Source organism: Psychrobacillus sp. OK028, from assembly GCF_900103605.1.
Lineage (GTDB): Bacteria > Bacillota > Bacilli > Bacillales_A > Planococcaceae > Psychrobacillus.
The window spans coordinates 104105-116472 of the sequence record NZ_FNHY01000004.1; the positions used below are offsets into that span (position 1 = coordinate 104105).

General features: G+C 38.0%; 15 protein-coding genes and 1 riboswitch. Of the genes, 5 read left to right on the forward strand and 10 right to left on the reverse strand.

Annotation, left to right across the window (positions count from 1 at the left end; translation table 11 throughout):
* The first annotated feature begins 113 nt into the window (after positions 1-113).
* On the forward strand, positions 114-2180 hold the full coding sequence (locus BLR36_RS08690; RefSeq protein ID WP_093061359.1) for a transglycosylase domain-containing protein: 2067 nt from the start codon (positions 114-116) through the stop codon (positions 2178-2180).
* Between the two features lie 402 nt (positions 2181-2582).
* Here BLR36_RS08690 and BLR36_RS08695 read toward each other — a convergent pair whose 3' ends face one another.
* Entirely contained in the window at positions 2583-3098 is a 516-nt protein-coding gene (locus BLR36_RS08695) for a YwhD family protein (protein WP_093061360.1), read from the reverse strand.
* Between the two features lie 66 nt (positions 3099-3164).
* Between BLR36_RS08695 and BLR36_RS08700 the strand changes: the two genes are divergently transcribed.
* Positions 3165-3350, forward strand: coding sequence for a 2-hydroxymuconate tautomerase (locus BLR36_RS08700; RefSeq protein WP_093061361.1), 186 nt, complete (start codon positions 3165-3167; stop codon positions 3348-3350).
* A gap of 474 nt (positions 3351-3824) precedes the next feature.
* Here the strand turns inward: BLR36_RS08700 and BLR36_RS08705 are convergent, their stop codons facing one another.
* The 3 genes from BLR36_RS08705 to BLR36_RS08715 all read right to left on the reverse strand — a co-directional run bounded on the left by BLR36_RS08705 (position 3825) and on the right by BLR36_RS08715 (position 5976).
* Positions 3825-4340: a YwgA family protein gene (locus BLR36_RS08705; protein WP_093061362.1), complete on the reverse strand. Its 516-nt coding sequence runs from the start codon at positions 4338-4340 to the stop codon at positions 3825-3827.
* A 28-nt stretch (positions 4341-4368) separates the two neighbouring features.
* Positions 4369-5664, reverse strand: a complete 1296-nt coding sequence (locus BLR36_RS08710; protein WP_093061363.1) for an HD domain-containing protein — start codon at positions 5662-5664, stop codon at positions 4369-4371.
* Between the two features lie 84 nt (positions 5665-5748).
* Positions 5749-5976, reverse strand: a complete 228-nt coding sequence (locus BLR36_RS08715) for a YuzB family protein (RefSeq protein WP_093061364.1) — start codon at positions 5974-5976, stop codon at positions 5749-5751.
* Between the two features lie 171 nt (positions 5977-6147).
* On the opposite strand from BLR36_RS08715, the gene BLR36_RS08720 reads away from it, so the two are divergent.
* Positions 6148-6771 (forward strand): RsfA family transcriptional regulator, encoded by a 624-nt coding sequence (locus tag BLR36_RS08720; RefSeq protein ID WP_093061365.1) that lies wholly within the window; start codon positions 6148-6150, stop codon positions 6769-6771.
* A 135-nt stretch (positions 6772-6906) separates the two neighbouring features.
* Here BLR36_RS08720 and BLR36_RS08725 read toward each other — a convergent pair whose 3' ends face one another.
* Both BLR36_RS08725 and pta read right to left on the reverse strand, forming a co-directional pair.
* Entirely contained in the window at positions 6907-7746 is an 840-nt protein-coding gene (locus BLR36_RS08725) for an octanoyl-[GcvH]:protein N-octanoyltransferase (protein ID WP_093061366.1), read from the reverse strand.
* A gap of 11 nt (positions 7747-7757) precedes the next feature.
* Positions 7758-8702, reverse strand: coding sequence for a phosphate acetyltransferase (pta, locus tag BLR36_RS08730; RefSeq protein WP_093061367.1), 945 nt, complete (start codon positions 8700-8702; stop codon positions 7758-7760).
* Positions 8703-8853: 151 nt separating this feature from the next.
* Between pta and hemQ the strand changes: the two genes are divergently transcribed.
* Positions 8854-9603: a hydrogen peroxide-dependent heme synthase gene (hemQ, locus tag BLR36_RS08735; RefSeq protein WP_093061368.1), complete on the forward strand. Its 750-nt coding sequence runs from the start codon at positions 8854-8856 to the stop codon at positions 9601-9603.
* A 308-nt stretch (positions 9604-9911) separates the two neighbouring features.
* On the forward strand, positions 9912-10250 hold the full coding sequence (gene gerQ, locus BLR36_RS08740; protein WP_093061369.1) for a spore coat protein GerQ: 339 nt from the start codon (positions 9912-9914) through the stop codon (positions 10248-10250).
* Between the two features lie 147 nt (positions 10251-10397).
* Here the strand turns inward: gerQ and BLR36_RS08745 are convergent, their stop codons facing one another.
* The 4 genes from BLR36_RS08745 to BLR36_RS19025 all read right to left on the reverse strand — a co-directional run bounded on the left by BLR36_RS08745 (position 10398) and on the right by BLR36_RS19025 (position 12361).
* Positions 10398-11243: a GGDEF domain-containing protein gene (locus BLR36_RS08745; RefSeq protein ID WP_093061370.1), complete on the reverse strand. Its 846-nt coding sequence runs from the start codon at positions 11241-11243 to the stop codon at positions 10398-10400.
* 17 nt (positions 11244-11260) lie between these two features.
* Positions 11261-11344, reverse strand: a riboswitch (cyclic di-GMP riboswitch).
* 178 nt (positions 11345-11522) lie between these two features.
* Positions 11523-11903, reverse strand: a complete 381-nt coding sequence (locus BLR36_RS08750) for a DUF423 domain-containing protein (protein ID WP_093061371.1) — start codon at positions 11901-11903, stop codon at positions 11523-11525.
* Positions 11904-11930: 27 nt separating this feature from the next.
* Positions 11931-12185 carry a YwdI family protein gene (locus BLR36_RS08755; protein WP_093061372.1) on the reverse strand — a complete coding sequence of 85 codons (255 nt, stop codon included), beginning with the start codon at positions 12183-12185 and terminating at the stop codon, positions 11931-11933.
* Positions 12182-12361 (reverse strand): uracil-DNA glycosylase, encoded by a 180-nt coding sequence (locus BLR36_RS19025; RefSeq protein ID WP_093061373.1) that lies wholly within the window; start codon positions 12359-12361, stop codon positions 12182-12184. The genes BLR36_RS08755 and BLR36_RS19025 overlap by 4 nt, the downstream gene beginning before the upstream one ends.
* Positions 12362-12368 lie beyond the last annotated feature (7 nt).

A 12368-nucleotide genomic window follows, 5' to 3' on the forward strand; every position in this document is an offset into this window, starting at 1 on the left:
ATTGAAAGTATAGTGCTTTTTGACAAAAGTGCAATACTTTTTTGTTTACCCGTTTAATTTGAATCTATTGTTCTCATACTAATGAAAACATCATTTAGAACGGAGTTGATTTCATGGGGCGTATTCAACATAGAAAAAAAGTCATCCGAAGCAAACGATGGAAAAGGCTATTACTTATAAGTATTGCCGCTAGCTGTGCACTTTTTAGCGCACTCCTCACGCTCCGAATATACGCACAAATTGTAGGTGCCCCTATGATTCAAGTGCCAATTTCCTCCGTTTTTTTAGACAATCAAGGAAATGTTATTGGTGATCGTTTTGAGGATCAACGTAGATACTGGATTTCATTGGAGGAAATGTCTCCTTTTCTACCTCAAGCCACTGTAGCAGTAGAGGATCAGGAGTTTTATGAGCATCACGGGTTTGATTATTCTCGGATTGCTTCTGCTATTTTAAAGGATATTAAAGCGGGTAAAAAAGTGGAAGGTGCAAGTACCATTACGCAGCAATATGCTCGAAACTTGTTTTTAACGCATGAAAAGTCTTGGACTCGAAAAATAAATGAAGCGTTGTATGCGTATCGTCTAGAGCTATTCTACGAGAAGGAAGAGCTGCTAGAAGGATACTTGAATACGGTGTACTTTGGCCATGGTATGTATGGAGTCGAAGCTGCTAGTAGATTCTATTTCGGAAAGAGTGCCAAATCTTTAACTCTAGCAGAATCTGCACTATTAGTCGGTATTCCGAAAGGTCCTACTTACTATTCACCTTTGGTAAATGAAGAAAAAGCAGTAAATCGCCAGCAGCTCATCCTTCGATTGATGGAAAATCAACAATTGATCACTAGCGACCAAAAGGAACGTGCTATAAACGAAAAATACGTATTAAAAGCGGATGATTCCTTGATTAAGCGAAAAACTGCTCCATACTTTTTGGAGGAAGTGTGGAAAGAGGCTACAGAAATTGCGTTGGAAAAAGGGCGTCGAATTGAAGAAGGTGGCTGGACGATTGAAACAACGTTAAATAAGCAGCATCAACAAGTAGCAGAAGAGATGATTGAAAAGTGGATGCCAGATGGAGAATTACAAGTAGCATTCGTCAGTATGGAGCCAGATACCGGTTATGTGACAGCGATGATCGGTGGACGTAATTTTGCGGAAAGTCCCTACAACAGAGTTACACAGGCTAAAAGGCAGCCTGGTTCTACGATAAAAGCGCTATTATTTGCGGCAGCTTTAGAAAATGGATTCTCACCACTTACGTATATGAAAAGCGAACGAACTATTTTCACCTATGATAATGGGCGCAGAGAATATGAACCCAAAAATGTGAACGGAGAGTTTGCTGATCATCCAATTTCCATGGCTCAGGCACTTGCTATTTCTGATAATATATATGCGGTTAAAACACTAGAACAAATTGGCTATAAGCCTTTTCAACAATTAGCAGAAAGATTTAACTTGGATATGAACGTCAAGGATACACCCGCTACAGCGCTCGGTACTACGGAAATTTCTCTTTTAGAGATGACTAAGGTTTACAACACTATATCTGCTGGAGGAATTCAGCAAGAACCTACATTTATTACTAAAATTACAGATAATAGAGGAAACGTCATTTATGATATTAAAGAAAGTGATGTAAAAGGTAAAAAGGTATTAACTGAACAAGACTCGTTTATATTATCCCATTTACTCACAGGCATGTTCGACCCGGTTTTCAATGATTACTCTCCTGCTACAGGAATCAGTATTCGGGCAAAACAAACGAGACCTTACGCAGCGAAATCGGGAACTACGAATACTGACCAATCTTTGATAGGCTTCTCTCCTCAGTTAACAGCAGGTGTATGGAATGGATACGATCAAGGAAAACAGGTTAGCGAGGCCGAGGCAAGACAAGTAACAAAGCAAGTATGGATTGAATTTATGGAAGCTGTCCATCAGGGACTTCCAGTCGAGCCTTTCATCGCTCCAGATGGTGTGCAGGGCGTCATCGTTGATATTGAAACAGGCGGAATTGCTACTTCTGCCTGTGAAAAACAACGACTTGTTTATTTGAAGAAAAAAGATGTTCCAACGAAGCTTTGTACCGATCCTAAATTGAAGCAACAAACATTCGAGCCGAAAGTGGAAGATTCTGTTCCATGGTCTATCTTCCCATTTAATTTATTTGAATAAAATAATGAAAGCGCAAGTGCCTATTTTAGCCCTGAAAAGCGCTGGAAGAATAGCAATAAAGACGTTTTTTGCCTTTATTCACTAGTCTGAAGCGACTCGAGGGTCTAGGCGCTGGAGTCTGTATGGAGATTTACTTGTAGAAAGTTATCCATAAGCCAAAGTTTATTTGCAAAAATATAAAAAGCATTCTCCTACCTAATTCTAGGTAAGAGAATGCTTTTTCTTAGCTTGGCTTTCTGTAAAAAGAATGCGTTTATTGGATTGGGTGTCAATTTGCACAAACCATTTACTTACTCGAGTCCACTAAGTGTCCTAGCATTACTTGGAAGTAAGCTTTAACTAAATTGTACTGTCTTTTTACTTTTAATTCAACCACCTAAACAGACTATTTGAGTTGATAGCTTAAACAGTTAAGTCTTGGTGTAGCTTTGCGTCGCTTCTGTCCCACATTTCTTTGTTATGAGACTGCAAAAATTCACTTAAAATATTTTTGGAACGATCATCCATAAAATCGACTAAAATTTGTCGTTTCATCGATTTGTCCATTCGATTCACATGATCAGCCAAATTTTTATAGCCGCGGCGTTTTTCACGGTTGATAATCATCTCACAGGCACTAACTCCAGCAAAATACGGTCCTTGTGGATTGTAATCTATCGTGACCCACACAAGCCAATATGGTTTCCCTCCAGCTGAGTCTTCTCGGTTCGTTGTAAATTTAATACCACGCTCCGTGTCACTTCTGGCATGCATCGCTCCGATTTCGACTTGTGCAATGCCTTCTTCTATATCAATAATGACTGGAGATACATTCTCTAAAGAAAGAGAACCTATTCCGAATCCTTTATGTCCATCGGTCGGATCATTTTTTATAATCGTAAAGCCAATCTTTTGTTTTGGTTTTTCTTCATTTGCCATTCGACAGTTCCCTCCGTTCTGTTATGATACTAGTATACAGAAAATTTCACTAAAGGAGGAAACGAAATGCCATATGTAACCGTTAAAATGCTTGAAGGTCGAACAGATGAACAAAAAAGAGCGCTTGTTGAGAAAGTAACCGCAGCAGTTTCTGAAACAGTTAATGCACCTGTGGAGAACGTTACTGTATTTATTGAGGAAATGCCGAAGAATCATTATGGAACTGCTGGTAAGTTGTTCAGCGATAAATAATTCAAACCGAGATGAACCCTTTTCAGTTGGGGTTCATTTTTTATTTCATTTATTTAATAAAACCTTTAATAAGTAATACCATTGATTTTCGTTACAGTCGGACGCTTTCCGCGGGCGAGGCCGAGCCTCCTCGTTCGCTTCGCTCTCTGTGGGGTCTCGACTTTCTCGCTTATCCCGCTGGAGTCGCCGACTTTCACTACAATCAATAAATAGAGTAATAATTTATCCATTAAGAAAAAGAAGCGTTTATGATAAACACTAGGAATAGGCAGATCATAAATATCAATCTGTAGCATTATTGTTAGTTGAGTCAATTTCATAATTTCTTATTTCAATATAAAACACGAATATTAATGTGGAATTATATTCAATTATTCATTTATTTAAAGTGGACTTCATTGATTGGAGCGGATATCAACTTTGTTCAGATTTTACTACTAATTTTCCCCTTAGCTTTAATAAAAAAGAGCCATCCTATTGGATAGCCCGTTCATTCATGAGATTCATGACAAATGTAAATGCCTCGTCTATTTCTTCTTTTGAGAAGTTAAGTTTTCCTTTTACGACGTGAAGTTTTTCGATCTGCTCCTCTTTTGGGAGGTGATCGAAATACAATAATGTTGAAACTAACTCTAGAAAACGAGAACTTTTATCTTTCATGTGGTTAATGCATGCTACTAAATCACGCGTCGCTTCAGGTACTTGAGCCATTTGCATGAAATGCTCGCCTGCGTCGGTCATTTGGTATTTATATTGTACATAGGAGCCTTTATCTTGTCGTTCTTCCTGTAAAAATCCCATATTGCATAATTCTTCAATTCGTAAGGTAAGCTCTTCTGAATAAGGGCCATAAAAATGGAATTCGTACTTTTCCTTATATGGATATTGCAGTTTTTTTGCGATGTAAATCATTTTTTGCAGTTTTTTTCTACCGGTAATGCCGTTTGCTGCTCCGATAAATTGCACAATTTTAGCATGTTCTTCTATCAATTAGACCCCTCCTTTACTTTCAATTACATTAAGTCAATAAATCGAGTATTTGTTTTTTTAGTGCTTTCTTCTTTCCATCCTTTGTTAAAATATCCTCTGGGAAATATAATTTATGATCTGTTCTTCTTTTTCCAGAAATCGCCTCTACTATTTCGGATTCTCTAGAGAGCTCTCGGATTTCTCCGTTCGGCTTCAACAAGTGAATTGGTATGCGTTCCCCTTCTTCCCCTGGACGGTAAAAGTCATAAGGCAAATCTGAAGAGGAATCGAAAACAAGGTAATACTCTGGGTCTATACTCGCTTTTTTGAATAGCAACTCCAACTCTTTCATTTTCATATAATCTTTAGCTAAATCAAACTCAATATATTGAAATAACTTTCGATTCACAAAACGGTTACTCAAGTCAGATAAAATTGGATCTTTTTCAGTCATCCAAAGCTGAAAATAAGTCAATAAAACCCCTTCATCTAATGCAAGGTACTCGTCTAGTGTGTATGTACTATCAAAGAAACCTTTAAAATGAGTCGGCTGCTGGTCGAAGTCATATCCCATCTCACTCAATGCTTTTGCTCTATGCAAAATTTTCGTCAAAACTACTTCCGCACTGCGAGAAACTGGATGAAAATACACTTGCCAATACATTTGATATCTACTCATTATATAGTCTTCAACTGCATGCATTCCGCTCGATTTGATGACGACCTGATCTTCTCTTGGTCGCATCACGCGCAATATTCGTTCCATATCAAAGTGTCCATAACTTACTCCAGTAAAATACGCGTCTCTTTGTAAATAATCCATTCGATCAGCATCTATTTGACTCGATATTAAACTAACTACCTGCTTGTTTGGGTACGTTTTACCGATAACGTCAGCTACTCGCTGTGGAAAATCGTCCTCAACTCTTTTTAAGATCTCATTGACTTCGGTATCACCAAGTATTATTTGTTGGGTGAAATATTCATGGTCTAACCCGAACACATTTTCAAACGCATGAGAAAAAGGACCGTGCCCTAAATCATGGAGAAGAGCCGCACATAGAACTATTAGCCTTTCAGAATCATCCCATTCCGGACGTCCACTAAAACTATCATCTACTATTCTTCGTACAATTTCATACACACCTAAAGAGTGATTGAAACGGCTATGTTCAGCACCATGAAAAACTAGATACGTAGTTCCAAGCTGTTTAATACGGCGAAGACGTTGAAATTCTTTTGCGCCAATAACATCCCATATAACCTGATCGCGTACATGGATGTAGCGATGAACTGGATCCTTAAACACTTTTTCTTCTGCTAGCTTTTGGGTCGCATAGCTCATTTTTCCACCCCCGAAATGTTTATTGTCATTAAGTATTCATTATAAAGAAAAAAGCCGCGTATGGAAAGGCGGCAAAAGTTCGTATTAATCTGCTATCTTGGCACGTACTTTTTCCATTAATTCGTCTTCCGTTAATGCTGCAACGGGACGGTTATTGATAAAAGCGAATGTTTTTTTACGTCCGGGACCGCAGTATGATTGACATTCCTTCACTTCAATCTCTGCCTCTGGATCAATCGCTTTGAGTTTTGGAATTAATGTTTTTAAATTGACGGCCTGACACTCATCGCAAACTCGAAAATGGTTTGCCATCGTTCACAACCCCTTTGATATTTTTAAATAATTGAAACTGTAATAGTCTACAGGTCATTGTATCTTAAAGTTTATATTGCTATCAAGTGTATATTACGTGAATAAAAGAGCAATAAGTTGACCATTATGTTAATAGAACAACGAAACTATGAACATGGTAGGAGGAAAAACATGGTAAAGATTAGACAAGACGCCTGGATGACTGAAAATGATGAAATGCTAGCCGAGCTGGTATTACGTCACGTTCGCGAGGGTAGCACGCAACTAAACGCATTCGAGGAAGCTGGTGATGCATTAAGTCGAACTGCAGCAGCATGTGGATTTCGCTGGAATGCAGTCGTTCGCCATCAATACGAAAATGAGTTAAAGGAAGCGAAAAAAGAAAGAAAAGAAAAGCTTCGTATTTTAGGAAAAGATTATAGAAGAAGAGGAAACGGAATTTATCTAGCAAAATCACAAGACGATGAGGATCGTGCACAATCCATTCCAGTATCTGCACTATCAATTGACATTATCATTGCATATCTAGTACGTTTGCAACATAGTGATTCAGATATTTCTAGATACCGTCATCTTTCCACTATTGCAAATGAAAAGATTCGTAAATTAGAAAGCGAGCTTGCGAAGCTTGAAAAAGAAAATGCAGCTATCAAACAGGATTACGAGCAATTTGTACAAATCATGAACCGCGCAAGACGTCTCGTCACATTAAATGAAGAAGAAGTTCCAGTAGTACCCGTTTTTCAAATGGAGAAGAATGGAAATCTTGTATCTAAAGAACCACCAATCGTTTAGTAGATTGGTGGTTCTTTTTTGGTTTGGAAACAGTATGTGCTGTTGGAGTATTCCAAGTTTTGTTAGCGTTGCTCTCGTTTAGACCGGAATCTCTCCCGTAAGTCTAAACTTTTTCTTCCCTACCCGATTTCTATATTACTTCTCTAGCATTTTTTTATTTCGATCGACTACTCGCTGCATGTAAAATAAATACAGGTCCATTTCATCGGGTGTGACAGATTGATTGATAACCGTATTGGACAATTGTTGTAGCAGCTGTTGGATACGAATGACGATATCCTCTACTCTGAACGATGTACCTAGTAGTTCATTCATAGATGCCATTACTTCTGGTTTAATAACGGGATATGTAAACTTTGTGGATTCTCCCTGAATCCCGATTTCGTAAAAACTACGAATCAGTTCTGCTCGTTCACTCCCACTGCCTTCAATGCATAAATACACTTGAACCGCAATTCCCTGTCGCAGTCTGCGCTGAGAAATTCCTGCAAACTTTTTGCCGTTTATACTTAAATCATATGAACCTGGACAATACGATCCTATAATTTCATAAGCTTCTATTTTATCTTCTGCCTCAGGAAATAAAAGCTGAACAAATGCCAGCATTGCTTCATAGCCAGTAGGTATATCAATTGCTTGGTTTGCTTCTGGCAAAATAATAGATACATTCAATACACCTTCATCTAAAACTACAGCTAATCCCCCCGAATTGCGTACGATTGGGGAATAGCCCTGTGTGCGAAGAAAATCCTGTGCGTCCACTACAAACGGTAGTCGGTGATCTTGTATACCTAACACAACCGTTTGATCGTGCACCCATGTGCGTACGGTCGCTGGTGACTGCCCTTGTCCCACTAAATGACAAAGTAAATCGTCCGAAGCGAATGATTCGAGTGCAGATCTATTTTTACCACTAAGCGATTGATCCCAAAACCGCCACTTTTCTTGTTGCAATAAATCTTCTATCTGTGACATGTGACTTCTCCTTAAATAAGTGCTTGTGCAGCAGTAATATAAGCTAGCTTATATACATCATCTGCAGAACAACCTCGTGATAAATCGTTTACTGGTGCATTCAATCCTTGTAAAATAGGACCAATTGCTTCAAATCCTCCAAGACGCTGAGCAATTTTATAACCAATATTCCCAGCCTCTAAGGAAGGGAACACAAATACAGTTGCATCCCCTTGCACTACTGCAGCTGGAGCTTTTGATGCAGCGATTGACGGAACAATGCTCGCATCGAATTGGAGCTCTCCCTCTATTAGAAGATTTGTGTCCAATTGTTTAGCTAATTCAGTAGCTTTCACTACTTTTTCTGTTTCCTCTGACTTGGCAGAGCCTTTTGTAGAGAATGATAGCATCGCAACTTTAGGTTCTATCCCAAAAGCGGCAGCAGTTTTAGCACTTTCTACTGCTATTTCTGCTAAATCCTCGCTCGTTGGTGCAATAGTTATCGCGCAATCAGCGAATACATATCGAATATCCTCTTTCACCATGATGAACGATCCACTTGTTTTAGAGATTCCTGGCTTCGTTTTAATAATTTGCAATGCAGGGCGCACAGTTTCGGCAGTCGTATGCGCTGCTCCACTTACCAAGCCACTTGCTTGCTGCATATATACGAGCATCGTCCCAAAATAATTGACGTCCTGTAGAATTTCTCTTGCTTGTGCTTCTGTTGCTTTCCCTTTTCGCCGTTCTACGAAAGCAGCAACAAGTTCGTCCATTTCTTCATATTTTTTTGGATTAATAACAGTTAAAGCGGAAGGAATTTCTTCTTCATTTCCAATAATGATCGGACGAATGATCCCTTCTTCTTGCAGTTTCAGAGCCGCAGAAATAATCCTTTCATCATTTCCCTCAGGCAAAATAATAGATAAATTAGCATCCTTAAGTCTCTCTTTTATCTCTTGAAAAAAGTCCGCCATTCCTTCTCCTCCTACGCTCGTTTTTGTTCCTTCAAGCATACACGAGTTTGTCACAGATTGTCATGTGAAAGCCGTGCCATTAGAAGAAATGTTAGAATGTATATGATACACTTAATATGCGATTATTTAATTTAAAGGAGTGTCATAAATAATGAATGAAGCAGCAATTACATTAGATGGTTGGTACGTGTTACATGATTTCCGCCAAATGGACTGGGCATCATGGAAACAAGTAGATCCGGAACTACGCAAACAAGCTACAGATGAATTCGTAGCATTTTTAGATGAAATGCAACTAGCGGATGATGCTAAAACGGGAGCACATGCTTTTTACACAATCGTCGGGCAAAAAGCAGATTTTATGTTAATGACATTACGTCCTACAATGGATGAGCTTCAAGAACTTGAAGCAAGGTTTAATAAATTAACAATAGCGGACTTCACGATTCCTGCTTATTCATATGTTTCAGTAGTAGAATTGTCTAACTACCTAGCTGGTGAATCTAACGAAGATCCATATCAAAATCCACATGTACGTGCGCGTTTATACCCTGAGCTTCAACGCTCTCAATACATTTGCTTCTATCCAATGGACAAGCGCCGTGACGGTGATGACAACTGGTATATGCTTCCAATGCAAGAGCGCAAAGATTTAATGCGCAGCCATGGTTTAATCGGCCGCAGCTATGCTGGTAAGGTAAAACAAATTATCTCGGGTTCAGTAGGATTCGACGATTTTGAATGGGGCGTAACATTATTCTCCGATGACGTACTTCAATTTAAAAAGTTAATATACGAAATGCGTTTTGATGAAGTAAGCGCTCGTTATGCAGAATTTGGTTCATTCTTCACAGGCACAATTCTTGCCGGCGAAAAACGCTCTACATTTTTTAATATCTAAGAGGAATAGGCTGCAGTAATGCAGTCTTTTTTATTTGTCCTTTTTTGACTTCCAATATATCCCGAAGAGCGAGTAATTAAAGAGTGAGCGCTAGTAAAAAACAAAGAAGCGAGAGTAAGCACAGCGGCTCTGAGAGTAATCCGATCAGCTCCGCAAGTATTCGTTGAATGAAATCGAATAACCGCGCTTTATACAGACATGATTCATTATTTTCTAACTGGATGCATAGTGTATGGGTAGGAGGTGATACCTACCTAGACTTTAAGAATATCCGTAAGCTAGAAATTTAATCGAGAAAGGATGCATGAATGGTTCAATATTATTGGCACCCAGGAGTTTTCCCCCAACAACAGCAGCAACAGCAAATGCAACACCCTATGACCCCACCTCAAATACCAGCAGCTACTAGAGGACAGGAAGAATCTTACATTGAAAATATATTACGAGCAAACAAAGGTAAGTTAGGTACATTCTATTTTACTTTCGAGAACAACAGAGAAAGAAATAATTTTGTAGTTACCGGCTATATAGAAGCGGCCGGTCGCGATCACGTTATTATTAGTGATCCAAATGGTAAACGATACTTAATGCTTATGATTTATTTAGACTATGTAACATTTGATGAGGAAATTAATTATTACATGTGATGCTTCAAGCTTATTCGTTTTGCGAATAAGCTTTTTTTGTTAAGCTACGTTAAAGGTGAGGGTTTATTTTTCTATATCTTGCTAACCACCAGTTAGGGTCAAAAATAGCCCATTTCAAATAAAAGTTCTTAGTAAAGTTTCAATAAATTATTTAATAATTGCTATCTGATTCCTACCTTCTTCTTTTGCTTTATATAACGCATTATCTGACTTTGTGATTAACTCCTCTTCAGAATCTCCATTATAAAAAGATACTCCAATGCTGATTGTAAAATTAATACGTTCATTTTTATAAATGAACTCTGATTTCTCTACATCCGCACGTATACGTTCTGCTATTATTAATCCCTCCGCAACATCGGTGTTTGGCAGAATAACCGCGAATTCTTCTCCACCAAAACGTACGAAAACATCAGAGTTTCTTACGTTATTGCTAATAATACTTGAAGTATGTCTAAGAGCTTCATCCCCACATTGATGACCATAATTATCATTTACTTTTTTGAAATGATCTATATCTAACATCATAAAAACTAAAGAACTGTTCGTCCTTTTATAAATAGGAATACTTTTTTCCATAAAAAGTTCTAAATATCTTCGATTATAAATACCAGTTAATGGATCTGTAATGGTCAGCTCTTCTACTTTTAGTAACAATTTATAAGATTTGTTTATGAAGTATCCAATAGTTAGAATAATAGACCAATTAATAAGCGAACCTAAAATAAGTGCGTTAATTTCGCTATTATCAGGGTTAATTTGCTGACTAAACTCAGTTGTGTACTTCAAAAAGCTATAAAAGATTCCAGACCCTATAATTACTTTCCATTTAGGATACATATTTGCAATCAAGATTATTGGAATCAGAGAGAGTGACCATATAAATGGATAATGTTCACTTGCTTCCTCAGTCAAAATCGTATCAATAAAAACAAGAACAACAGTAAATAAAAAAATTAAAACAAATGAGTATTTAAAGCGTTTTTTATTCAATTACTATCTTTACTCCTTTCGGTAACCCAGCCATCTTAGCTTAATGCTTTAGACCTGTGATTTTGCGTCATCATCTTTCGATAATTTTGCCTTTTTCAATAGAGTTGCTAAGTAAATAAGTATACAACACATAGATGTATCAATGGTTAACTAAAATCCATTGTCATTTTAAACCTTTACCTTTAACATAGCCTTTTGATAAAAGTAAATCAGGAGTGTTTAGGTGGAACAATCCACTCAAAATAAAAAGCCGAACCTAAGATAGATTCGACTTTTTGTTTAGCTTGCGTATTTCACAGCTGCTACGATGAGCATGATCCAGCCCGCTAAAAACGCTACGCCACCGATTGGCGTAATTGCTCCTAGAATGCCAACACCAGTTAAACTCAATACATATAAGCTTCCTGCGAATAAAACAATTCCTACTATCATTAAATAGCCAGCCGTATTCAACGATGAAACCGGTCCTAATAGCTTGCTACTCATTAAAATGCCAATCGCAACCAATGCGAGGGCATGGAACATTTGGTATTGAACTGCTGTTTCCCAAATCGCTAAATACTTTTCAGATAGTTTTTCTTTTAAAGCATGTGCACCAAAAGCTCCCAATGCTACTGCTAAAAATCCGTTGATCGCTCCTGCAATAATAAATAACTTCACAATTATTCCTTCTTTCTATCTTTCTATTTAGAAATCAAATAATGACTCTCCATTTGCATCTTCTTCCTTTAGAGCTACTGGCTGTTGTATCGTTGGTGCGATTGGTACTGATTGTACAACGGAGGTAGCTTGTGGGAAAGGCGAAGGTGGTGATTCTAGTGCTAAATCACATAATGCCCGGATTGCAGCGAGCGCTTCCCTCTTTGTTTGTTCATTGCCAGTTACTCTTGCTTGTTGCAATTGTTTATCTATTTGCATTAAAAGTTGATCATTAGAAATCATCGTCTCTGTCCCTCCACTTGCTTTGGTTCAAATTTCAAGCATTCCATTCCGGAGGAACGCTGTACTACTACGGAGGGGAGTTCCTTAGTTTTAAATCCATATTCTTTACATCCACGAGGATTTCGAGCATCCCATGTCGTAAAAAAATGTCGACATTTGAAACAGTTTACAGCCAATTTCGTC